This window comes from Thermococcus sp. ES12 (genome assembly GCF_012027515.1).
GTDB lineage: Archaea > Methanobacteriota_B > Thermococci > Thermococcales > Thermococcaceae > Thermococcus > Thermococcus barossii.
The window spans coordinates 78901-101417 of sequence record NZ_SNUP01000002.1 but is presented as its reverse complement, the minus strand read 5'-3'; the positions used below and the strand labels follow the sequence as shown (position 1 = coordinate 101417).

Annotated in this window: 27 protein-coding genes; 8 read left to right on the top strand and 19 right to left on the bottom strand. The window is 56.6% G+C overall.

What is annotated here, in order from left to right; genetic code table 11:
- Window positions 1-1254, top strand: coding sequence for a glycoside hydrolase family 1 protein (locus tag E3E37_RS05310; protein WP_167715595.1), 1254 nt, complete (start codon window positions 1-3; stop codon window positions 1252-1254).
- Here E3E37_RS05310 and E3E37_RS11755 read toward each other — a convergent pair.
- From E3E37_RS11755 to E3E37_RS05265, 9 genes are all read right to left on the bottom strand, one after another.
- Window positions 1251-2558 (bottom strand): hypothetical protein, encoded by a 1308-nt coding sequence (locus tag E3E37_RS11755; protein ID WP_167715593.1) that lies wholly within the window; start codon window positions 2556-2558, stop codon window positions 1251-1253. The genes E3E37_RS05310 and E3E37_RS11755 overlap by 4 nt on opposite strands.
- The gene (locus E3E37_RS05300; RefSeq protein ID WP_240921927.1) at window positions 2559-3356 is read right to left on the bottom strand and encodes a PIG-L deacetylase family protein; all 798 of its coding nucleotides are present in this window, start codon (window positions 3354-3356) and stop codon (window positions 2559-2561) included.
- Window positions 3353-4687, bottom strand: coding sequence for an MFS transporter (locus E3E37_RS05295; protein ID WP_371731688.1), 1335 nt, complete (start codon window positions 4685-4687; stop codon window positions 3353-3355). The genes E3E37_RS05300 and E3E37_RS05295 overlap by 4 nt, the downstream gene beginning before the upstream one ends.
- Window positions 4684-5769 (bottom strand): polysaccharide deacetylase family protein, encoded by a 1086-nt coding sequence (locus E3E37_RS05290; protein ID WP_167715591.1) that lies wholly within the window; start codon window positions 5767-5769, stop codon window positions 4684-4686. The genes E3E37_RS05295 and E3E37_RS05290 overlap by 4 nt, the downstream gene beginning before the upstream one ends.
- A 1-nt stretch (window position 5770) precedes the next feature.
- Window positions 5771-6832 carry a galactokinase gene (locus tag E3E37_RS05285; RefSeq protein WP_167715590.1) on the bottom strand — a complete coding sequence of 354 codons (1062 nt, stop codon included), beginning with the start codon at window positions 6830-6832 and terminating at the stop codon, window positions 5771-5773.
- Window positions 6833-6890: 58 nt separating this feature from the next.
- Window positions 6891-8051 carry an FAD-binding oxidoreductase gene (locus E3E37_RS05280; protein ID WP_167715588.1) on the bottom strand — a complete coding sequence of 387 codons (1161 nt, stop codon included), beginning with the start codon at window positions 8049-8051 and terminating at the stop codon, window positions 6891-6893.
- Complete coding sequence (locus E3E37_RS05275) at window positions 8041-9543, bottom strand: FAD-dependent oxidoreductase (protein ID WP_167715586.1); 1503 nt, start codon at window positions 9541-9543, stop codon at window positions 8041-8043. The genes E3E37_RS05280 and E3E37_RS05275 overlap by 11 nt, the downstream gene beginning before the upstream one ends.
- Before the next feature lie 146 nt (window positions 9544-9689).
- On the bottom strand, window positions 9690-11309 hold the full coding sequence (locus E3E37_RS05270) for a sodium/proline symporter (protein WP_167715584.1): 1620 nt from the start codon (window positions 11307-11309) through the stop codon (window positions 9690-9692).
- Complete coding sequence (locus E3E37_RS05265; RefSeq protein WP_167715582.1) at window positions 11306-11485, bottom strand: hypothetical protein; 180 nt, start codon at window positions 11483-11485, stop codon at window positions 11306-11308. Before E3E37_RS05265 ends, E3E37_RS05270 begins: the two co-directional genes overlap by 4 nt.
- A 178-nt stretch (window positions 11486-11663) precedes the next feature.
- Between E3E37_RS05265 and E3E37_RS05260 the strand changes: the two genes are divergently transcribed.
- Entirely contained in the window at window positions 11664-12149 is a 486-nt protein-coding gene (locus E3E37_RS05260) for a hypothetical protein (protein WP_167715580.1), read from the top strand.
- Between the two features lie 37 nt (window positions 12150-12186).
- Here E3E37_RS05260 and E3E37_RS11650 read toward each other — a convergent pair whose 3' ends face one another.
- Genes E3E37_RS11650 through E3E37_RS05245 form a run of 4 tightly spaced genes read right to left on the bottom strand, consistent with a single transcriptional unit; the run spans window position 12187 to window position 14090 of the window.
- Window positions 12187-12348 carry a DUF3368 domain-containing protein gene (locus tag E3E37_RS11650; protein WP_240921926.1) on the bottom strand — a complete coding sequence of 54 codons (162 nt, stop codon included), beginning with the start codon at window positions 12346-12348 and terminating at the stop codon, window positions 12187-12189.
- A 58-nt stretch (window positions 12349-12406) separates the two neighbouring features.
- Window positions 12407-12640, bottom strand: coding sequence for a hypothetical protein (locus E3E37_RS11645; RefSeq protein ID WP_240921925.1), 234 nt, complete (start codon window positions 12638-12640; stop codon window positions 12407-12409).
- Entirely contained in the window at window positions 12637-12879 is a 243-nt protein-coding gene (locus E3E37_RS05250; protein ID WP_167715578.1) for a UPF0175 family protein, read from the bottom strand. The genes E3E37_RS11645 and E3E37_RS05250 overlap by 4 nt, the downstream gene beginning before the upstream one ends.
- Before the next feature lie 44 nt (window positions 12880-12923).
- Window positions 12924-14090, bottom strand: a complete 1167-nt coding sequence (locus E3E37_RS05245; protein ID WP_167715576.1) for a GTP-binding protein — start codon at window positions 14088-14090, stop codon at window positions 12924-12926.
- A 116-nt stretch (window positions 14091-14206) separates the two neighbouring features.
- Here E3E37_RS05245 and E3E37_RS05240 point away from each other — a divergent pair, with 116 nt between their 5' ends.
- From E3E37_RS05240 to E3E37_RS05220, 5 genes are all read left to right on the top strand, one after another.
- The gene (locus E3E37_RS05240) at window positions 14207-14659 is read left to right on the top strand and encodes an Lrp/AsnC family transcriptional regulator (protein ID WP_088865196.1); all 453 of its coding nucleotides are present in this window, start codon (window positions 14207-14209) and stop codon (window positions 14657-14659) included.
- Between the two features lie 73 nt (window positions 14660-14732).
- Complete coding sequence (gene pfpI, locus E3E37_RS05235; protein ID WP_167715574.1) at window positions 14733-15233, top strand: deglycase PfpI; 501 nt, start codon at window positions 14733-14735, stop codon at window positions 15231-15233.
- Between the two features lie 73 nt (window positions 15234-15306).
- Window positions 15307-15735 carry a PspC domain-containing protein gene (locus E3E37_RS05230; protein WP_206204056.1) on the top strand — a complete coding sequence of 143 codons (429 nt, stop codon included), beginning with the start codon at window positions 15307-15309 and terminating at the stop codon, window positions 15733-15735.
- A gap of 5 nt (window positions 15736-15740) precedes the next feature.
- Entirely contained in the window at window positions 15741-15968 is a 228-nt protein-coding gene (locus E3E37_RS05225) for a hypothetical protein (RefSeq protein WP_088865193.1), read from the top strand.
- Window positions 15969-16895: a triphosphoribosyl-dephospho-CoA synthase gene (locus E3E37_RS05220; RefSeq protein ID WP_167715570.1), complete on the top strand. Its 927-nt coding sequence runs from the start codon at window positions 15969-15971 to the stop codon at window positions 16893-16895. It begins immediately after the preceding gene.
- On the opposite strand, the gene E3E37_RS05215 is transcribed toward E3E37_RS05220, so the two are convergent.
- The 4 genes from E3E37_RS05215 to E3E37_RS05200 form a co-directional block, all read right to left on the bottom strand.
- On the bottom strand, window positions 16879-17160 hold the full coding sequence (locus tag E3E37_RS05215) for a family 4A encapsulin nanocompartment shell protein (RefSeq protein WP_088865191.1): 282 nt from the start codon (window positions 17158-17160) through the stop codon (window positions 16879-16881). The two genes, E3E37_RS05220 and E3E37_RS05215, sit on opposite strands and share 17 nt — an antisense overlap.
- Before the next feature lie 59 nt (window positions 17161-17219).
- The gene (locus E3E37_RS05210; protein ID WP_371731687.1) at window positions 17220-18062 is read right to left on the bottom strand and encodes a hypothetical protein; all 843 of its coding nucleotides are present in this window, start codon (window positions 18060-18062) and stop codon (window positions 17220-17222) included.
- Between the two features lie 210 nt (window positions 18063-18272).
- Entirely contained in the window at window positions 18273-18914 is a 642-nt protein-coding gene (gene snatA, locus E3E37_RS05205; RefSeq protein ID WP_088865188.1) for a neutral amino acid NAAT transporter SnatA, read from the bottom strand.
- A 39-nt stretch (window positions 18915-18953) separates the two neighbouring features.
- Window positions 18954-19361, bottom strand: a complete 408-nt coding sequence (locus tag E3E37_RS05200; RefSeq protein ID WP_167715567.1) for an OsmC family protein — start codon at window positions 19359-19361, stop codon at window positions 18954-18956.
- Between the two features lie 58 nt (window positions 19362-19419).
- Between E3E37_RS05200 and E3E37_RS05195 the strand changes: the two genes are divergently transcribed.
- Window positions 19420-20262: a radical SAM protein gene (locus E3E37_RS05195; RefSeq protein ID WP_167715565.1), complete on the top strand. Its 843-nt coding sequence runs from the start codon at window positions 19420-19422 to the stop codon at window positions 20260-20262.
- On the opposite strand, the gene E3E37_RS05190 is transcribed toward E3E37_RS05195, so the two are convergent.
- A complete protein-coding gene (locus E3E37_RS05190) occupies window positions 20189-21055 on the bottom strand; it encodes a gamma-glutamyl-gamma-aminobutyrate hydrolase family protein (RefSeq protein ID WP_167716284.1) in 867 nt (288 codons plus the stop codon). The genes E3E37_RS05195 and E3E37_RS05190 overlap by 74 nt on opposite strands.
- A gap of 65 nt (window positions 21056-21120) precedes the next feature.
- Window positions 21121-22377, bottom strand: coding sequence for a PLP-dependent aminotransferase family protein (locus E3E37_RS05185; protein ID WP_167716282.1), 1257 nt, complete (start codon window positions 22375-22377; stop codon window positions 21121-21123).
- Window positions 22378-22517: the final 140 nt, after the last annotated feature.

Genomic DNA, 22517 nt, shown 5'->3' with positions numbered 1-22517 from the left:
ATGCTCAAGTTCCCTGACGGATTTCTCCTTGGAACCGCCACCTCGTCCTACCAGATCGAGGGTGACAACGTCTGGAGCGACTGGTGGTACTGGGCCGAGAAGGGGAAACTTCCGCACGCCGGAAAGGCCTGCAACTCGTGGGAGCTCTACGAGAGGGACATCGAACTGATGGCTGGGCTGGGCTACAGAGCTTATCGCTTCTCGATAGAGTGGGGCAGGGTCTTCCCTGAGGAGGGAAAACCAAACGAGGAGGCCTTGATGCGCTATCAGGGAATCATTGACCTCCTCAACGAGGCCGGCATAACCCCGATGCTCACGCTGCATCACTTCACGCTGCCGACGTGGTTTGCCCTCAAAGGCGGATTCGAAAGGGAGGGTAACCTTGAGTACTGGAGGAGCTACGTTGAGCTGATAAGGGATAACATCGAGGGCGTTGAGCTGGTGGCGACCTTCAACGAGCCGATGGTCTACGTCGTGGCTTCATACGTTGAGGGGATGTGGCCGCCCTTCAGAAAGAACCCGCTGAAGGCGGAGAAAGTTGCGGCAAACCTGATTAAAGCCCATGCCATCGCCTATGAAATCCTCCACGGCAAGTTCCGGGTCGGGATAGTGAAGAATCGCCCGCACTTCGTGCCGGCGACCGATTCTGAGAGGGATAGAAAAGCGGCCGAGGAGATAGACTACACCTTCAACCGCTCACTCCTGGATGGAATCCTGACGGGAGAATTCAGGGGCTTCATGAGAACCTTTGAGGTCCCGGTGAGCGGCCTTGACTGGCTCGGGATGAACTACTACAACATCATGAAGGTCAAAGCTGTGAGGAATCCGCTCAAACGCTTCGCCGTCGAGGACGCCAACGTGGGCAGGAAGACGGACATGGGCTGGAGCGTCTATCCGGGGGGCGTCTACGAGGGGCTGAAGGCCTTCTCTGAGTATGGCCTTCCGCTCTACGTCACCGAGAACGGCATAGCGACGCTCGACGATGAGTGGCGCATCGAGTTCATAGTACAGCACCTCCAGTTCGTCCATAAAGCCTTGGCGGAAGGCATTGATGTGAGGGGCTACTTCTACTGGTCGCTCATCGACAACTACGAGTGGGCAGAAGGTTTCAGACCGCGCTTTGGACTCATAGAGGTCGACTACGAGACCTTTGAACGGAAGCCGAGAAGGAGCGCTCACATCTACGGTGAAATCTCAAAGAAGGGAGAGATAAGCGACGAATTGCTTGAAAAATACGTCCTCGGGGAGGTTTAGGCCCGTATCGTTCTCCCCACCTCCTCAACGTCGCCCTCATCGAACTGGGGCAGGGCATCGAGGTGGGCTTTCATTAGCTCGGCCATCGCCCTGAGACCGGCCTCCGCGTCGTGGACAACGGGGTCGAGGAGTACAGCTTTTACAACCTTTTCAACGTTCCCCTCCGCCGCCCCCTCGCTTGAAAGCCTCTGTATCTCCGCCTGAACTTTGAGCGGAACCAGGGTCTCCCTCGGGAGCCGAACGCGGAGCGGTTTTACACCCTTCGGGGAGACCCTTGCCGGAACCTCGACCACCGTGCCCTCCGGCAGGTCTATGTAGCCCCTGTTGGGGACGTTTATCGCCTCCTGAAGTTTCTCCGCCCCCTCAAGCCCCTCCGCGACGTTCATCGCAACGTCCGGGAACTTCACGAAACGGTTGAAGGCAAACTTCGGGACGAGACCCCTGAGGAAGAGCCTCAGCAGCCTTCTTACCTCTTCCCCTTCCCTCTTCGTCCGCTCTATCCATTTCAGGCCCTTCTTTTCATCGGGAACGAGCGGCCAGGCAAAGCTCAGGTACTCGCCTATGTGGTTGTCGTCCGGAGAGGGGAAGAGCCCGTAGGCCCTGTAGAGCAGCTGGCTCAGGGGTTCGAACTCCGGTTTCCTCTCCAGTGCCTCCTTGAGCCTCGGATAGGCATCCTCGCCCCTCACCCAGAGCTCCCTTATCCACGTGAAGTGGTTGAGTCCGGCGGCGGTGAAGTTTATCTCCCGCTCGTCCACCTTCAGGAGGGGGGCGAGCATCTCCTTCCTCTCAAGGTATCCCGTGCAGAGCCCGTAGACGTTTCTGAGCCCGGTGTAGTTGAGAACCGCGTAGGTCACCCTCGGCTCGGGGTTGGAGTATATGAAAACCGCCGCATCCCTGTTGATGTCCTCTATCCGTCTGGCGATTCCCAGAACCAGCGGAACAACACGGAGGGTGTGCGCCAGGCCGCCCAGCCCCCCGTTCTCCCCGAGAACCTGCCTTATCCCGTGCCTGTGGGGGATTTCGAAGTCCAGCCTCCAGCGCTCGTACCTCTCCTTCTCCACCGAGATGACGGCGTAGTCGAGACCGTACTTCTCAAGTTCTTCGGCCTCTTTCAGAGGGGTAACCTTGAATCCAGCCTTGAAGGTTCTCCCTATCTTCTCCGCCAGCGCGGTCACGAACCTCCTCCTGTCGTCGTCTATCTCGACGAGGTAGACCTCGGCGTTGCTTAGCGTTTCACTGGTGGCTATCGTGTAGAGGCCGAGGGGGGTGAATATGCTCCCCGCCCCGATGAAGGCTATCCTCACTCAGAGCACCCCCGCGAGAGGATTGGCATGGAACAAAACTGTTGGGAGGATTCTCAGCCCCTCACCGTACTTGAAGCCACCAATCTCCCCGTAAAACCTGGCGACGCTCCTCACGAAGACCTCCCACGAATTCCAGTCCCCCTTGAACTGGCTTTCATGGGCCTTCAGCGCCTTCAGCTTGAGCTTGAGGAAACCGGTAACATCCTCAATGTGGTTCGGGTTGTCCGTGTAGTAGAAGCCGAGGAGCGGGACGTCCCAGGGATTTCCTTCGCCCACGTTCGGAAGGGCCGAGAAGAAGGCCGCCTCCCCCGCCAGGAGACCGGCTTTCCTGTGGTCCGGATGAACCTCGTATGGCAGCCAGGGGTCCGGGGCCAGCACCAGCTCCGGCCTCTCAGAGCGGATTATGCCGATGAGTTCTTCCCTGACGTCATCGCTGTAGGGCAACTTCGTGTCGGTGTAACCGAGCCAGAGGAGTTTTTTAACCCCTATTATCTCCGCCGCCCTCTCCTGTTCCCTCCTCCGGACTTTCCTTAACTCTTCTGGCGGGAGCTCCCTGCTCCCTGCAGAACCGTCGGTCAGGGTGAGGTATTCCACCTCCTTCCCCTCCCGGGAGAGCCTCGCCAGGGTTCCGCCTATGGCAAGCTCGCAGTCGTCCGGGTGTGGCTGGATGCAGAGTATTCTCTCAACGCCCTCGAAGGGCATTCCAACATCGAAGCCGAGCGTCTCCTTCAGAAGTTCCCGGAATTCCTCCGGGGAGGCGCCTCTAAACCTGGCCTTCGCCAGGAGAATCGGCTTCAAGCGACATCACCTCCGAGCAGTGCCTCGGCCCGTTTCCTCAGTGTTGCCCTGACCTCCTCCCTGTCCCTGGGATACTGCCGCCTTATCCAGAACCAGACGAGGGCGCAGAGCGTCCAGAAGAGCGAGCCTATGACGAGGGTGTACTCGTACGCCTGGGCGTTGGTGTAGCCTCTGCTCCTCAGGGTTTCGATGAGGAATCCACCGAAGAGCGGGCCCAGGGCCTTTCCGACGTTGTCTATGATGTTGAACACCCCGAAGACGGTTCCCCTGTCCTCCGGCAGGTTCACCTGGGAGATTATTGCTGTGACGTTCGGTCCGGCGAAGCTGACGAGCTGGAGGAAGAGTATGGAGTAGACAGCCAGTGCGAGCCAGCCCTCGAAGGAGAGGTGGGGAGGGAGAGGGTAGAGGATTATCCCTATCGCGGCTATCATGCCGAGGAACACCGCTATCCCCGTCACCAGCGCCCTTCCACCTGGGCTTCTCCTCTCGAAGTAGTCTCCCACGTAGCCCCCTACGAGGGTTCCTATGACGGTCGCTATTCCCAGTATCAGCAGGACGAAGGTGGCGGTGTCCTTCTCCATGCCCCTCGTCACGATAAGGAATGAGACCAGCCAGTACATGAGGACGCCCCAGGGAACCGTTCCGGCCAATCCTTGGAGAAATATCAGGAGGTTTGTCCTGGTCTTGAATGACTTTCTGACGGCTTCCCAGCTCAACCTGTAGGTGTACTCCACCCCGTGCTCGATGAGCCTCCGGACCTCCTCCTCACCGGCGCCCCTCTTCGGCTCCTCCGCTATGGCGTAGAAGAGCGGTGCGAGGATGAAGTTGGGAACCGAGGCGAGGATGAAGGGAACCCTCCAGCTGGCTATCAGGCCGGCCATTATCATCCCGAAGAGGGTTCCGAAGCCGAAGGCAGTCTGTATGAAGGCGTAGCCCTTCCCGCGCTCCTCGCTGGAGAACATGTCTGCTATCAGGGAGTAGCCTATCGGGATTATCGAGCCGACTCCGATTCCGGTGAAGAGCCTCATGAGTAGCAGTTCGTAGTAGCTGTTGACGAAGGCCGTTAAGAAGCACGGTATCTCGCCGAGGAGGACGCCTATGACCAGGAGCTTTTTTCTGCCCTTTATGTCTGAGAGGAAACCCCAGACTATTGTTATCAGAGCGCTCGTGGCGACGAATATCGTTGAAACGAGCCCCATCTGGGTTTCGCTTATCCCGAACTCGGCCATTATCTGCTGGTAGTTCGGGGGAAGAAGGTTCTGGTCCGCCATCAGGAAAGCGGCCATCAGGACGAGAAGGAATACCGAAACCTTGTTTCTTAAATTCCTCACGATTTCTCCCTCCAGGCTTCATAAACGGCCCTAAACGCGTCAAGCCTCCTCTCGGGCAGGGGCTCCCATCCCCTTGCGTCGCTGTTCTCTGCCAGAAACGCCTTCTCTCCCCGCAGGTTCCAGGAAAGGGCGTTCAGCCGGGCGTTGCCATCGTCGAGCCGCCATACCTCAAGGCTTTTATCGGGCGCCCAGCTTGAGGTTCTCAGGTACAGCCTCTTACCGGAGTGCGGCAGCTCGCTCGGGGGCCTTATCTCCCGCCCCAGGGCGTCGAAGACCTCGATGAAAGAATCGACGGTTATCAGGTAGTCCGCCAGGGACCGGTAGCCCAGGAACTCTATGTCCGTGCCGTAGAGGACAACGTCGTCTAGGTTCCCGAGCCATTTTGCTACCTTCTTCGGGCCCATCAGCGGGAACCTCCCCGCGGAGAGCATCACCACGGTGTTCACGTTCACCCATATCGGTATCGCCTCGGTATCCTTAACCGCCCTGAGGGTTATCTTCCCGGGAAAGACGAGTTTGAGCGACTTTTTCAGCTCCCTCAGGCCGAGGAGGTAGTTGAGGTACCTGTTGCCCTCACCGCGCTGGGCCTTGATGAGGTGGGGGTAGAGCGGCTTCACCGGTTTTATGGCCCTGTTGATGTGGTTTGAAAGGACGAGGGCTTCCCCATCGACGAAAACCGTCTCATAACCGCTGTCCTTGAGTATGGCTGGCAGAATCGGGTCGTAGGCCAGCTCCGGCGGGAAGAAGAGCCTTGGAGAGACTTCAAGCAGATTCTCCTTCACCTCCCTGTCGCGCCGGATCTGGGCCTCAACCCTGTCGAGGCTCAGGAGGGGCAGTATCGCGTGGCTGTATGATGTTCCGGTTACCTCTATCAGCCCGGATTCGATTCCCTCGCGTATGAGACCCAGAACCTCCCCGGGGAGGAGTTCGAGGGTGAAGCCCGTGATGTTGAGGGCGAAGGGGACCTCCTTCCCGATGAGAGCCGAGAGAACAGGTACGTAGGCCTTCTCGATGACCCTCCCTACCTCATTCTTTGGAATCTCCGCGTACTGAAGGTTGCCGTGGAGGAGGAGAGCGAGCAACTCAGACCCTCCTCACGCTCACCCCGTCGCTCGGGCTGACGAGGTGGTAGTCAGGCTCCCAGTTGAAGTGCCTGACGTACTCGTCGGTCACCCTCATGGCCACGTCCAGTGCCAGCTCCTCCGGAACTATGGCCACCGCTGAACCGCCAAAGCCAGCTCCGGTCAGCTTGGCCCCGTAGGCACCGAATTCGACCGCCTTCCTTACAAAGAAGTCCAGCTCCTCGCTTGAGACGTCGTAGTTTCTGGCCAAATCCCAGTGTGAGGCCGTCATCAGCTCGCCGAAGGTCCGGACGTCGCCGCTCCTCAGGGCATCCCTGGCCTCAAGGACGCGCCGGTTCTCCCTGACGATGTACCCGAAGAATCGCCGGTAGAGGGAGGGAAGGTTCCTGAGCTCCTCTTCTTCGACCTCCTTGGATGTTCTCTTTCCGAGGAACCTGAGCGTCTCCTCCGCCACCTTCCTCCTCTCTGAGTAGGCCGAGCCAGCCAGCTCCCGTTTGACCCCCGTGTAGAACACGAGAACCTGAACGTCGCTCGGGAACCTTATGTACTCATGCCTCAGCGTGTCAGTGTCCAGAAACATCACGTGGTCCTTTTTACCGTGAACGACTGCAAACTGGTCGAGTATCCCGCAGGGGACTCCGACAAAGTCGTTCTCCGCTTTCTGTGCGAGAAGGGCCATCTCTATCGGGAGGAGGTTCAGCCCGTAGGCCTCGTTGAGAAACGCCAGAACGGCCAGCTCAAGGCTCGCCGAGGAGCTCAGGCCCGAACCCACAGGAAGGTCGCCTCCGATGATGCCCTTCATTCCTCCAACCGAGTGTCCTTCCTCCCTGAGGACCCAGAAGATTCCCCTGATGTAGTCGGCCCAGTCGTTGGCCTTTCTTATTTCATCGAGGCCGAACTCTTTCACGTCTCTGGATATCTGGGAGTAGACTCTTACCCTCTCGTCCTTCTGGGCATGGAGAACCGTGTAGAGGTCTATTGCCATCGGCATGACGTAGCCGAGGGAATAGTCCGTGTGCTCCCCGATCAGGTTGATCCTTCCGGGAGAATCAACGCGGTACATGATTCCACCCGATGGGGTTAGGTTTGAAAATATTTAAGGATAACGAGAGAAGAAAAAGTCAGCCCATCTGGAGGGCCTGTCCGCGTAGTTCACCGCGCTCAAACCTGTACGGGTCGTACCAGTCCACAGGGAGGTCAGTTCTCCCCTTTGTCACGAGGTCCGCTACCATCTCAGCCACCGCTGGGGCCATCATGAAGCCGTGGCCGGAGAAACCTGCGGCAATGTAGTAGTCGCTCAGCTCCTCGATCTTTCCTATCGCCGGGTTGCTGTCGGGAGTTTTCGCGTAGTAACCCGCCCACGTCCTCAGGATGAGGAGCTCCCTCAGTGCCGGGATGATCTTGGTGAAGTAGTAGCTGACCTCGCGGAGGAACTCGTACGTTGGGTTGAGGTCATAAGTCGGCCCGAGCTCGTAGCCGACTCCGCCGACTACGCCTCCATGGGCCGTCTGGGTCAGGTAGGCGTGGCCGTACTTGAAGGAGATGACCATCGGGTTTATTGCGCCCCTCCTTATCGGCTGTGTGATGACGGCCTGGTGCTTGTAGGGCTCTATCGGTATCTTGACGCTTATCCTGGCCATCGCGTTGATGAGCTTTGCCCAGGCGTTGGTGGCGTTTATGACGGTGCCCGTCTTTATGGTCCCTCTGCTGGTCTTCAGCCCCTTTATCTCGCCGTTCTCGACGATGAAGTCCTTGACCTCGGTGTATTCGACGAGTTTAGCCCCGAACTCCTCCCCATGGAGGGCGAACTTGGCGGTCGCGTGGAAGGGGTCGGCCTTTCCGTCGGTCGGGTTCCAGGAGGCAGCTATCACCTCGCTGATGTCCAGGAGCGGGACTATCTCCTTGGCTTCCTCCGGCGTTATGAGCCTCGTCGGGACGCCGAAGCGGTTCTGTATGGCTATGTTCCGCTTGAACTCCTCGACCTCGTCATCGTCGTAGAGCAGGAAGAGGTAGCCCGTCTGCTCGAAGGAGAAGCCGTACTCCTCACTGTACTTCTTCCACAGTTCGACGGAGCGCTTCATAACCTGGACGTTCGCTTCATCGTTGAACTGCTGCCTTATTCCAGTCCCGCAGCGGAAAGTAGAGCCTGAACCGATGAAGCGCTTCTCTATGACGGTAACTTCCTCCCCGCGCTTGGCTAACTCGTGCGCTATCGTGACCCCTATTATGCCCCCACCGATGATAACGATATCGCTCCTCTCAGGGAGCTCTTTACTCGGCATACTCCTCCACCCCCTCGGCGGTGACCTTCATCTTAACGTTCTTGAGCGGCGGCCTCGCGACAGGTATGTCCAGCCGGTCCATGGGCGTCCCCGTTCTCTGGGAAACCACCACCGCGCCGTTGAACAGACAGAAGCGGCCCTGGCAGAAGCCCATCGCTAAATGCGTTAGGCGCTTGATTATCTGCAGGTCGGTTATGCCCGACTTCACGACGTCGTCTACCTTCCTCAGGGAGACGTCGCAGCCGCATATCTGCACGTCCTCAAGGTTAAGGTTCCCGAAGTCTATTCTCTGAACCTGTACCGCCTCAGGTTCGTAATCCTCCAGCCTCTCCGCGTAGATGCACGGCTCCGCCTCAAAGCCGAATTCCCTGAGGATGTACGCCCCGACGAGCCTGCCCTCAATGTAGTTCGCGTAGTGGGGCTTTATGCTGGCGGCGCTCCCGGCCACGTAGATGCCGTCCCGGATTCTGTTCCTAGAATCGAGGATGGGGGTGTAGTAGCCGTGCCTGAAGACCAGCTTCCCGCCTGCCTGGGTCGGCGGGTTGATGTCGGGTCTCCTTCCCTCGGCCATTATGACGGCATCGACCTCGTAGGAATTCCCGTTCGTGTCTATGAGCCTCTCGACCTTTTCCCTGCCCTCAACGCGCTTGGGGTTTGGAACTGTGATGTACTCGATGCCCCAGCGGTCAAGCTCCGCGGTTATCTCTTCTGGCTTGCTACCCACGACCGCGACCTTCCTTCCAGGCGCAACTCCCCAGACGTTGAGAACCTCAAGCGCGTCGCTCCTTCTGAAGACACCTGGATAGTCGTTGTTCTCGAAGAGGTGAATGTTATCGACCGCCCCAACGGCCAGAACGACGCGCTTGGCCATTATCTCGATGAGCTGGTCTCCCCGGACAACAGGTACGAGGAAGTACTCGCCTTTGTCAAATACCCCGAGGGCTATCGTGTTCCTGAAAACCCGGACGTTCTCGTTGAACTTCCCGACAAGCTCATTAACGACCTCCTGGGGCTTCTTCTCTCCAAAACCCTCCTGGGGAAGGCCCTTGAGCCAGAGGTCGCCGCCGAGCCAGCCCCTCTCCTCCACCAGGGCAACGGTCAGGTGCTCCTGAACCTCAAGGACAGTCCCGATTCCCGCCGGGCCGCCTCCGATGACGGCCACATCAACTACCAGCCTTTCAACCGGCTTACCCTCGTCGATTTCCACGGTTTCCTGAAAGTCCACATAGCCCTGCCTCTCCAGCCTCATGCCGTCACGAACCTTGGTCTTGCGCGCGTTGATGTTCTTGACCCCGTTAATAACCATCGGCACCGGGCCGAAGGTGAAGGCTCCCCTTTTCCTTCCCTCGGTGCTCATGGTGAGCCAGTACACCCCGTTGGCGAGAAGTGCGACGGTAATCTTTTCTCCTTCGTAGGCCTCGTAGGGTTTTCCTTCAAAGTAGATGGTGATCCTCTTAGAAGGGTCCTTCTCGGTCAGGTCGAGCGGTCTCATGCTCTCACCTCGAAGATTTTACAATAGGCGCCGTCATTTATGCACCAATGCTTATAAATGTTAGGTTGACCAAAAATGGTTCAAAACCTTTGGTTTAATTTCACGTTGCGAACCTGTGGAAAAAGAATGATGGAAAGAAAAGGGAATCATGCGATTCCCTTGGCGAGGACGAACTCGGCGACGTTCTCGACCTGGCTCTTGGCCCTGGTCTCGGTGATGCTCTTCTTGCCGGCCCCCTCGATGGGAACTTTCCTGAATATCTCCTCGTGGAGCTTGACGACGTCCTCCGGTGGCTTTGTGAGCAGGCTGACGATGATTATGACTATCAGGGTCACGAAGAAGTTGATGAAGAACACCGGTATGCCGTTGAACCAGCCGCCGATGGTGCCGAAGAATCCCGGAGCGTCCGGGTTGAACGCCCAGCCGTATATCTTTGCCTCAAAGAGGACCTCGCTGATGAGACCGTAGGCCATTCCGACGATTGCCCCCTCCTTGGTTGCTCTCTTCCACCAGAGGCTCAGCGTGAGTATTGGACCGAAGCCTACCGCGAGACCACCCCAGGCAGTTGCGACCATCTGGTATATGACCTTTGGACCGCTGAGGGCGAACCAGAGACCAACGAGGGCAACTCCAGCCACCACGAGCCTCGATATGTTGACCATCTGCTTCTTGCCTATCTCCTTGCCGAGAACCTTGTGGTAGAAGTCCCTGGCTATGGCCGAGGATGCGACGAGCAGCTGTGAATCGGCGGTGCTCATGACTGCGGAGATTATACCCGCTATCACGAAGCCTGCCAGCCAGCTCGGCATGAGCTCAACCGCCATGGCGGGGATGACCTTCTCCGGGTCGCTGACACTCAGGATTCCGGCCTGGTACATCGCGAAGCCGAGGAAGCCCGCGAAGAAGGCTCCCCAGAGGACGATTATTGTCCAGGTACCGCTGATGAATATACCCGGCCTTCTGAGCTTTCTCGGGTCCTCAACGCTCATGTAACGGGTGACGATATGGGGCTGACCGAGGTAGCCGACTATCCATGAGGCGTAGCTTATGGCAAAGATTATGGCCGCTATCCCTGTCGCACCGCCGAACGGATGGAGCTTTGCGGGATCGGCGCTTCCTATTATCTGGGTGGCCCTATCAAAGCCTCCTATCTCTGAGAGCGCAAGGAACGGCACTATTATGAGCGTCAGCAGCATGAACATTGCCTGAACGACGTCGGTCCAGACGACGGCAAAGAAGCCACCGGTGATAACGTAGGCCGTCAGGATAATGACGGTTATGAGGATTCCAGTGTTGTCGCTTATGCCGAAGCCCTCCGCGAAGGTCTTTCCACCGGCGGTGAACTGCGCCGCAACGTAGGCTGTCATGAAGATTATGATTATCAGCGCACTCAGAACCCTTATCAGCTTGGTGTCGTCCTTCAGGCGGGCCTCAAGGTAGTCCGGCACGGTTATTGCCCTGAATTTACCGGCGTATATCCTCAACCTCGGTCCGATAAGGACGTAATCGGCGAGGGTACCGAAGAGACAGCCGATGGCTGCCCAGAAAGCACCGAGACCGCTGGAAAATGCTGCACCCGGGTAGCCGAGCATCAGCCAGCCAGAGAAGTCGCTTGCCTTGTCCGAGAGGGTGGCCGCTAAAACGTGAACCCTCCTGCCGCCGACGAAGTACTGGTCCTCTGTCTTGGTGTACCTGTTGGCCCACCAGCCGATATAGGCCAGCAGCGCGAGATACACCAGAAAACCGAACAGTATCCCGCTGTTCATAGCTTACCCTCCTCCTTGAGGGTTGTCATGAGGTCTTCGTCGTAGGCCAGAATCTCGTCGTCCACGTAGTATTCCTTGCCTGTTATTCTGTCCCAGAAGCCGTACAGCAGCATCGTCAAAATACCCAAAAGCGTCGGTACCAGAAGTGTCGCCCAGGCTGAACCACTCAAGCCCATCTTACTCCACCTCAATCCATTGGTGTAAACTAAGGGACATCAGTCGACAGTATGGGCACATGAAAATATAAACATATTGGTTTAACAGTTCCCAATCCTGGACGGGATGTTTGGGCGCTGTGACAACGGAGGGCAACAGTTAATAAGCTGCAGGGATATGTAGATTCGGGGCTGGAATATGAGGGTCAACGTCATGAGGCCAATATTCAAGCCTGAGGGTGTTTCAAATCCGGACTTCGTGCTGTATCCTTACCATATCTTCCACCTTAGGCTCTTCTACAAGCGCCTCGGCAGGAGCGACCGGGTCTTTGATTACTTTGCCTACGTGGACCTGTACCGCCTCGGGGCCGAGCGTGGCGACGGCTTCATAGACCTCTACGAATGGGAGGTGGAGGAGAAGAAGGTAATGGAGCCGCTGGTGGATTACGAGGGGGCGAGGATGAAGGCCTTTGAGAGCGCGATAACCTGGGGGAACTCCCGCGTCGTCTCGTGGTGGCTCCCGAGGATAGAAATAATCAGGGAGGCCCGGGCCTACAAGGTGTTCTGGATTTTTGAGAAGGATGGTGAGAAATTGATAATGGACAGCCTCGACGGAAAGGAGTTCAAGCTGGATGCCCTGGTCGGAAAAGACGGACGGAAGTGTAAGGGGCCGTTCTGCCGTTAGATACGGAAAAGATGCCTACGGCGGAAAAAAGTTGCCGCTAACCCTCTCCCGCCGCTTTGAGTATGACCTCAATGACTTCGGGGGATATTCTGAAGCCCCTTCCCACTAGCTCCGAGAGTAGCGGTTTAACTGCTCCAACGATTCCCCTCTTCTTCGCGAGTAGAAGAACACCCGCCGTTCCCATGACCTTAACTCCCATCTCCCTGGCGATCTTCCTTGCCTTCAGGTCATCGAGTATCAGAAAATCTGCCTTGAGCTCAAGGGCAAAGGGCTATCGCCTCGGATTCGCCCTCTCCAAGGAGCCTTGAGAGAGCGTTAACAAGGTGTTTGTCCCGAGGACTCTTGATAATGGCCCATTCTGGAAGAATTTCCCCGAACTCCCCGACAACCGCAGGGGGCACCAGAATCTCTCCAAAAAGTTCGTGGAGTATCCTTAGCTCCCCGATGTTTGACAACCCTATAAGAGGACTCGTGTTTGATACCACGATCATTCCAGACCCTCAACGGTCTTGAGGTCCTCCTCGGCCTCTTCTCTCGTGTAGTTTAGAGGAACATCCCTCTTTTTCAGCTCGTAGAGGAATTCCCTCACACTCAAACCTGCAAATTCGGCAGCCTTTTCGAGGCTCAGCTTTTCCTCCCGGTATAGCTCTATGGCCGCGAGGAGAATAAGCTCCCTCTCAGGCTTTGGGCCGAGGAAGTCACGGAATCCCTCGGGCATTGCACTCTCCATAATCCCACCCAATCCGTCTTTGGCATTCATTGAGAAAAACCTTTCTACCTCGCGTGAATCTCCACTATGTCCCCGTCCTCAAGGACGTGGTCGGCCCCAACGCGCTGGCCAGGGAACTTGACGCTCTTGCCCCACACGCGAGCGTAGCGGAAGTTCTTGGCGAAGTCCTTGTGGATCCTTTCCGCTAAATCCATGACGGTCGAGCCCTTCTTCAGCGGCACCGGTGGATAGGCCGGCTCCTCGCCGGGGCTCTTGGTGAAGACGCGGATTATCCCCGCCAGCTCGTAGAGCTCGTCTTTGAGCTTCTCAAGCTGTATCTTCCTCTTCGCCGAGACGGGGATTATTTTGAACCTGTCCCCGTAGGCCTTAACCAGCTTCTCGTAGTTCTCTTTGCTTCCTGGAGCGTCGCCCTTGTTGGCGATGATTATCGCCCTCCGCCACACGAGGCTTTCATCCAGGGCATCGGCGAACTCCTCCAGCGTCACAGGCTCCTTGACGGTTATCTCCGCCGAGTGGATTCTCTCCTCGCGGAGCATCTTCATGACCTCGCTTATGTCGCCCTTGATGTTCTCCTGGCCGTTGATGACTATCCCACCCATCGCGGTTCTCTTTATTTCGACCCTCGGGCGGCGCTTGTTGAGCTTTATCCCTGCCCTTTCAAACTCCTTGAGGAGGGTTTCCATCTGCTTCACAGGGTCCTGGGAGAGGTCAACGACTATAGCTATGGCGTCAGCGTTTCTGATAACGCTCAGCAGCTGCGGCCCCATGCCCTTTCCCAACGCAGCGCCCTCAACAAGGCCGGGAACCTCAACGAGCTGTATCTGAACGTCCCTGTGATGCATCATGCCCGGTATCGGCTCCACGGTCGTGAAGGCGTAGTCCGCCACGTCAATGTCCACGTTGGTCAGCGCCTTCATGAGTGAGCTCTTGCCCACGTTGGGCAGGCCAGCCAGAACTATCTGTGCCGCGCCCTCCTTTCGGACGGCCATCGAGGGCCCGCCGCCACCCTTCTTCATCTGCCTCTGCTTCTCCAGTTCCTTTCTCAGCTCCGCCAGCTTTCGCTTTATCTGAAGTCGGAGCTTCTCGGTTCCCTTGTGCTTTGGCACGGTGGCGTACATCTTTTCGAGGGCCCGAATCTTCTCGGGGATAGTCTTTGCGTTTCTGTACTCCTCCTCCGCCGCCAGGTATTCCGCTGTCACGTTCGTTGGCATCACTGACCCTCCAGAAGCTCTGAATTAAGAGGCGAGGGGCGTTTTATAAACGCTGTGGTTTTGAAATCGGCAAGTTTATAAAATCTTCCGAAAATTTTTTACAGGCGGTGATGTTCATGCGAACGGGTTTGGACGATGTGGACAGAAAGATTCTCGCCATACTCCAAAAGAACAGCAGAACGCCCCTGAGGGAGATATCCAAGGAGGTTAATCTTGCCGAATCCACCGTTTACGAGAGGATTAAAAAGCTGAAGGAGCGCGGGATAATAAAGAAGTTCACGGTCATACTCGATCCCGGGTCACTTGGCTTCAAGATTCTGGCATTCATACTTATCAAGGCCAAGGCCGGGAAGTACTCCCACGTGGCGAACGAGCTCAGAAAGTACCCGGAAATCGTTGAGATTTTCGAGACCACCGGCGATTACGATATGCTTGTCAAGATACGAACACGCGGGAGCGAGGAGCTCAACGAGTTCCTCGACACTATCGGCGAGATTGAAGGCGTCGTTGCAACCCACACCATGGTCGTCCTCAAGGTCCACAAGGAGACCACCGAGCTGCCGCTCTGACCACTTCTGCCCAAAAATCCTTATAAGTGCCCCCTTTCTATTTTCTTCAGGCGTTTGAGTGGGGGTGTTCGATATGAAGGTGCTGTTTCTCAGTGCGGACGAGTTCGAAGACCTGGAGCTTATCTATCCCCTCCACAGGCTGATGGAGGAAGGGCACGAGGTTTACGTGGCGAGCTTCAAGAGGGGGACCATAACCGGCAAGCACGGCTATCTCGTGGAGGCAAAACTCGCCTTTGACGAGGTTGACCCGGACGAGTTCGATGCCCTCGTTCTGCCGGGAGGAAAGGCCCCGGAAAGGGTAAGGCTCAACGAGAAGGCCGTCGAGATAACCAGGAAGATGTTCGAGGCCGGAAAGCCGGTGGCGAGCATCTGCCACGGGCCGCAGATACTCATCTCGGCTGGCGTGCTGAAGGGCAGGAAGGGAACGAGCACGGTAACCATCAGAGACGACGTGAGAAACGCCGGGGCCGAGTGGGTGGACGAGCCGGTGGTCGTGGACGGCAACTGGGTCAGCTCAAGGCACCCGGGAGATCTGTACGCCTGGATGAGGGAGTTCGTTAAGCTCCTCCGCTGACCTTCAGCTTTTCTTTTAACGGTTGAGGGATGAGTTTTTAAGCCCTTCAGTTTCCTCTCTCTCGGTGGGAATAATGGCGGAGAAACTCATGCGTTCAAAGGAGGACAGAATCCTCCTCGGTGTACTAGGGGGCATAGCCGAGCACCTCAACGTTGACCCAACCCTTGTAAGGCTAATCTTCGTGGTTCTTCTGGTGTTCAACCCAGTCGCCATGACATTGCTCTACTTCCTTGCGGCGCTCATAATACCCGAGGAGGGCGAAGAGGCTGAGGAACCCCTCGCAGACCGGCTCGGAAACCTGGTAGACGAGACGGGGAAAAGGCTGGGAGAGGTCTTCTCCGGAAACGAAAACTCGAAGGCAATCGCCCTCCTGCTGATAGTGCTGGGCGCAATACTGCTGGCCGGCCCCTTCATGCCGTTCCTCCTGCCTGCGGTGGACTTCAGAACGCTGCTGGCGGTGGCCTTCCTCGTTATAGGAATAATACTCTTTAGTGAGGGGTGATTGAGATGAGAACCTTTGGCTTGATTCTGGTCTTCCTTGGCTTCCTCCTGCTCCTCAAGGAATTTCAGCCGACCTTCCTCGACTGGCTCAGGCCGTACGCACCTTACATAAAGGACGCCTTCTGGGGCGTTACGCTCATAGCCTTTGGACTCTACATGCTGACTAGGAGAGCCGCCCGCAGACTGGTGCTGCTCCTCTATCTCATCTACCTGCTCCTGTACCTGGTGGTCTGAATGGAGAGATGGCGAATAATCCGGGCTTTCACCCTTGGCCCCCTCCTTGAGGCGGCCCTTCCAAAGCCGGGCAACGTGAGCCGCTTTAGGGACTTTGACGACCTGACGTTCTACCACTTCCTCTTCGCCGAGACTTCTGTCCTCGGCGTTTACTACGAGGCGATAAAGACCGCAGAGTTACTCAGGAAGGGTATCCTTGAGCCCCGGGAAGCTGGAATCGGGGAGCTGATAAAGAGGGCGGTTCAGGCATCGCGCGAGGCTCAGGACGCCAACCCCAACTTCGGGATCATAGCCCTTTCGATCCCTCTAATCATGGGGCTGGGCATTGGGAGGAACATGCTCGACGCCAGGGAGAAGGCCAAGCTCCTCATCGACGAATCAACGGTCAGAGACACGATGGAGCTCTACCGGGCGATAAGGATAGCCAACCCCAAAGGAATCCCCTCCGGGGTCAAGTACGACGTTTACAGCGACGATTCCTTCAGAGAGCTCTTCCAGGACGGTATCAACCTCGCCAGGCTCGCCGAGATAAGCTGTGAGCGCGAGATGATATTCTGCGAGTGGCTCAGGGAGTACGAGCTGAGCTACTCCACCTTTGGAAGGCTCTACGAGCTGATAAAGGAGTTCCCGCTGGAGGAGGCCGTGCTCAGGGCTTTCCTTGAGCTTCTCGCCCGGAACATCGACACGCTGATAGTCAGGAAGGCAGGCATCGAAGAGGCGAGGCTCGTTCAGGAGAACGCCGGGAAAGTCCTTGAGGGAAAGATGGGCATCGAAGAGTTCGATGCATTCATGCGGGAGAAAGGGGACCTGAGGAACCCGGGCAGTTTGGCCGATATAATGGCCGTCTCGCTCAGCCTTCTCGTCTTGAGGGGGCTGAGGGTGGAAATGAGAAACGGAAAGGTCTGGGGAGTTATAGGACGACCCTAAACCTCTTCGCCCCGCCGAGACCGAGGCCGAGTGCCTTGCTGTCGATGACGACCGCGTCTCCTCCGAGCTCGTCGAGCATGCGTATCTTAAGGCCCGAGAGCTCGAAAACCTCCTCCTCGTCGCCGAACTCCTCGTTTATCTGTTCCCTTATGAACTCGTAGGCTTCCCTTCCCAGGAGGACGACGTCCGGCTCGTAGCCGTCGAGCTTCAGCTCGTTGGCCTTCTCCTCAACTGAGCTGAGAACACGAATCAGGTCTCCGCGCATTTTCAACACCGTGAAAAGTTGAACCTCCGGCTAAAAAATGTGCCGGTGGAGGGGAAACCTCATCCCTCTCCGATGCTTCCCGCTGTGAAGGCCTCCGCGTATGCCTTGACTGTCTCCTCGTCGCCCATTATCATGAGAACTCTAACCAAATCCATGCCCTTGACCTCGGCAAATTCCACGTAGAGGTACTGGTCGTCTTTGCGGTAGAGCTTGGCACTCAGCGGTTTGAAGTACTCGTTTTCAGTCGGTTTTTTCTCCAAGATTACCTCCTCGAATCCCTTAGCCTTCATGGCATCATCGAGCTGCGCAATCACTGCCTCGACCGGACATGTGCATGTCCCGGTGAGCCCTGTCCTCCTTCTCTCCGAGATGCCGCCGCTCATCAGGAAGTCCGTCCCGTTCGAGTTCGCAAGGTTTTCCGTTACCTCCCAGGTGGTGTTCTTCGTGGGTATCACGTAGTGGGCGAAGTAAACATCTCCCGCGGGCAGTTCGATGTCCTGCCTTTTTATCTCTCCCCTGTTTCCGGCAACTACCGGGTAGTACATTCCCCTCGCGGTGTCGTTGTTCTCGAAGAAGACGGCACTGCCAGCCACCGTGCACTCAGGCAGTATTCCCATCTTCGCCGGCCAGTCCTCCGTGTGAAGGTAACCGCTGCTCGTTCCTTCACTCAGCGATACCTTTGGAACGAACTCCAGAAAATCGCTGAATTCCATCATGCGGTTGTCCACGAGCTCTCTGACGCTCCAGCCGGTCCAGGCGTTTGCATGGGTGAACTGAGGCTCCGTCTCAAGCGTGCAGGTTACGGTGGAATAGTCCACCCCACCGGTGGAAGGGTTCCCAGACATGTGGTAGCCTAGGGTGAGAACCACTGTGAGGGAAAGGACCAGGAGGAGGGCCTTCACGTTTCCACCCATCTTGAAACCCCCTCGTGGGACTGTAGTGCCCCCTGATTGTAACGTCGTGGATCGTTCGGTTTGTGATTTGAACCAGTACTCGAAAGTGTATTATGGGATATGCCATTTGGTTATTTAATCCTTTCCATCGCCAAAAGTGAAACTCTGGCTAAAACCGGATCACGACGGTTTAAATCTGAGGCGAGGAAAAGGGAAACGCTAAAGCCCGAAGGCCCCCTTGATGCCGTTGATTATCATCTGGACGGCCATGGAGGTGAGTATCAGACCCATCATTCTCGTCATGACCTTTATCCCCACCCTTCCGAGCCTCTCCTGTATCCTGTTGGAGGAGCAGAGGACCAGCCAGACCGTTGCCGCTATCGCCCCTATGCTGGCTATGACGACGGCCTTCTCCGGAATCGTACCGCTCTTGGCCATGTATATCATCACGGTGGTTATCGCGCCGGGTCCCGAGATGAGGGGTATGGCGAGCGGAATTATGGCAACTTCCTCCAGCGTGACCACTTCCTCGCTGAACTCCTCGGTTTCTTCCTTGCTTATCTTGACCGTCGAGAGCCTGCCCGAGAGCATGTCCATCGCCATCTTGAAGAGAAGTATCCCTCCTGCTATCGCGAACGCATCGACGCTCGACCCGAAGAACCTGAATATCCATTCCCCCACCAGTGCGAATGTGACGAGTGTGAGGAGAACGGTTAGCGCTGTTTTTGTGGCTATCTCGTGCCTTTCCTCCCTGGAGAGGTCGTGGGTGACTCCAAGAAACACCGGCACCGCTCCGACTGGATTCGTTATCGCGAACAGCCCGCCGTAGAGTATCACAAAGTACTTGATCAGCTCTATCACGTCACCACCCGAGGAAAGGGAGAGGGGGAGGTTAAAAACCTAATCCCTGATTATCTCGAAGGAGTACGTAACCTCTGCCCCGCTGAGCTTCACGTGGGCTGAGGCGGAGCAGTACTTGTCCTGGCTCAGTTCTATGGCGCGCTTGGCCTTCTCCTCACTCACATCGCCGTAGATTTTGTAGTGCAGGTGAACCTTTTTGTATATTCGCGGGTGCTCATCGCGCCTTTCCCCCGAAATCTCGACCTCCAGCCCTTCGATCGGCTCGCGCATCTTCTGGAGAATCATTACCACATCGTAGGCGGTGCAGCCCGCAACGCTCAGGAGGAGGAGCTTCATGGGGCTTATGCCCCCATCGCCGAGGATTATCGCGCACTGGTCCGTGTCCATCTTCCCAACGAACTGCATGTTCTCGACCCACTTAACCCGTCCCCTAACTTCATCTGTCACATTTTTCACCCGTTCGTGTAAGCGCAATTCCTTTTAAGGACTTTTCGTAGGCAGGAACATGTATATCAGGCCCTTCGACCCCTGGAAGGCAAAGCTCTGCACCTGTCCGTTTAAGTACACTCTCAACGTCTACACCGGCTGCGACCACGCGTGCGTTTACTGCTACATAACGGGTTACATCCCCAACGCCTTCCGCGTGAGGACGAAGGAGGGGCTCCTGCCAAAGCTGGAGCGGGAGCTAAGGCGGTTCGATAAAAGATATATCATAGCGCTCTCCTACTCCTCCGACCCCTACCCGACGGTGGAGCGCGAGCTGGGGATAACCAGGCAGGTTCTCAAGCTCTTCAAACGCTACGACGTCCGCTGCCTGCTCCTCACGAAATCAGATATCTTTGAGCGCGATATAGATATCCTGAGCGAGCTGCGCTGTGCCGTTGGTGTAACCGTGACGACCGTCGATGAGCGCAAGGCGAAAATGCTGGAGCCGAACGCACCCTCGCCGGGGGCGAGAATACGGGCCCTCAAAAAGGCCAAGAAGGCCGGAATTCCAGTTTACGCACGCATAGACCCGATAATACCTTTCTACACCTGGGAGGATTTCGACGAGACCCTCGACGCTTTAAGCTTCGTGAGCCACATAACCGTCTCAACGCTGAAGCTCAGACCGGATTCTAAGGCAAGGATGTTCGCCAAGTTCCCGGAGCTGATGGAAAAGCTCTGGCCCCTTTACGAGAGGGGGGAGAGAATAGGGGGCTACCACTATCTCCCGCGTGAGCTGAGGCTTCAGATCCTCCAGGAGGCTGAGAAAAAGATAACTGCGAAGGGAATCACGTTTGGTTCGTGTCGGGAGGGTTATCGGTCGTTTCCGAGCTGTGATGGCTCTCATCTGGTTCCTCTTTAGAGCCTGGGGCCTGCTCTCTTAACTCCTCCCTCACTTCAGCCTCTATCTCGATCCTCTCCAGTTCAAGCTTCCTGAGGCGATACTCGGCGGCGGCCCTGACGAAAGCCTCAAAGACCCTTTCCATCTCGGGAAGGTACTCCGGCTGCCACTGCAGGCCCATTATGAAGCCCTCGGTTCCCTCAATGGCCTCTATCAAACCATCGACCGCGTAGGCAACCGGCCGAATTCCCTCCCCGACCCTCTTGACTGCCTGATGGTGGAAACTGTTGACGCGCAGATAGACCTCGTTGGTGCCCCCGATGTCCAGTTCGTTCTTGAGTATCTCGTAGAGGGTGGAGCTTGTTTTTATCCTGACGCCGTGAACCCGCTGGGTGGGTCCTATCAGCTCGACGTCCCAGTCGTGCTTTATAGCCTTGGGGATGTCGTTTAAGTCCTGGTAGAGCGTTCCTCCCAGGGCGACGTTTATCACGTGCATACCGCGGGAAATGCCGAGTATAGGAATCCCTTTCTCCACGGCCATCTTCACGAGCCTTATCTCGAACTCGTCCCTGTCAACGTCAACGTACTTTATCGCACCCGATGGGTCTTCGCCGTAAAAGTACGGGTGAACGTCGGGCCCCTCTATGAGCAGCAGCCCGTCCACGTGTTCGAGGACCTCCTCGGGGGAGCAGTCGAGGGTAAAAACCGCAGGGATGCCTCCCGCGGTGGCGATTTTCTCAATGTGCCTGCGGTCAAGAAAGAGCCTGTTTTTGGAAGGATCGATTTGACCGATTATACCTATCAGGGGCTTCATAGCTACCACCTAAGGATGTTACCGATTCCAAAATAAAAAGCTTTGCGGGAAGAAAAGAAGGGACATCAGCCCTTAAGGGCCTTTATCTCCTCTTCAATGACTTCTGCGAGCCTCTTAACACCGTCACGTATCTTCTCTTCCGGCACGTAGGTGAAGTTGAGCCTCATGGTGTTCTTGACGTCGCGGTGAGCGAAGAACGCCTCACCGGGCACGTAGGCTACGCCCTTCCTTATGGCCTTCTCCGCCATCATCTTGGTATCGATGCCCTCGGGGAGGGTGACCCAGATGAACATTCCCCCGTCCGGCTTGGTCCACCTGACGCCCTCGGGCATGTACTCCTCAAGGGCCTCCAGCATTGCATCGCGCCTTGGCTTGTAGAACTCTATTATCTTCGGTATGTGCTCGTCGAGGTGGCCGTCCGCAACGTACTTCCATGCTATGACCTGGGCAAGGGTGTTGGCACAGAGGTCTACGGCCTGCTTGGCGATCTCTATCTTCCTGATGAAGTGCGGGTGAGCGGCTATCCAGCCGAGCCTGAATCCAGGAGCGAGAATCTTCGAGAAGGTTCCGAGGTACATGACGCGGCCCTCGTCGTCGAAGTGTTTAATCGGCGGGATGGGCTCGCCCGAGTAACGGAGCTCGCTGTACGGGCTGTCCTCAACGATGAGGAAGTCGTATTCCCTGGCGAGTTCTATGAGCCTCTTTCTCCTCTCAAGGCTCATCGTGACTCCTGCTGGGTTCTGGAAGGTAGAAACCGTGTAAACGAACTTTACCTTCTTGCCCTCCGCGTTGAGCTTCCTGAGCTTCTCTTCCAAGAGGTCAACCATCATACCGTTGTCGTCCATGGGGATGCTGATGAACTCGGGTTCATAGTACTTGAAGGCGTTTAAAGCGGCGAGATACGTTGGACCCTCGACGACAACTATATCGCCGGGGTTGATGAAGGTTCTGCCTATGAGGTCGAGGGCCTGCTGAGAGCCGGCGACCATCATTATCTCAACCTTGCTGGTTGGAATGCCGTAGCGCTTCTCCATCCAGTCCGCCAGGGCGAGGCGGAGAGGCGTGAAGCCCTTGGTGGTTCCGTACTGGAGAGCCTTGTCTGCGTGGTGGGTGAGAACCTCTTCGGCTATTTTCTTTATGGTCTCAACCGGGAATGTCTCGGGAGCCGGGAGGCCGCCGGCGAGGGAGATGACATCGCCGGCCTCGACGAGCTTGAGGAGCTCCCTAATCTCCGAAGCCTTCATGCCCTTGGCCTTGTCCGAGAAGTACGCCTCAAAATCCAGTGACCCTGAGCTCAGTTTGCGCATAAGCTTTTCCTCCACTTCCGTTCCCCCCATTAGATGCACACCTTTGAGCACGTCATCAAATCTATACACTTAAAGGGTAGCGGCGATTGGTTATAAATCTTTCTGCAATGGTCGTTAGTGCCATTTACATTTGTAAACTGCGAGGTGGAAGTATT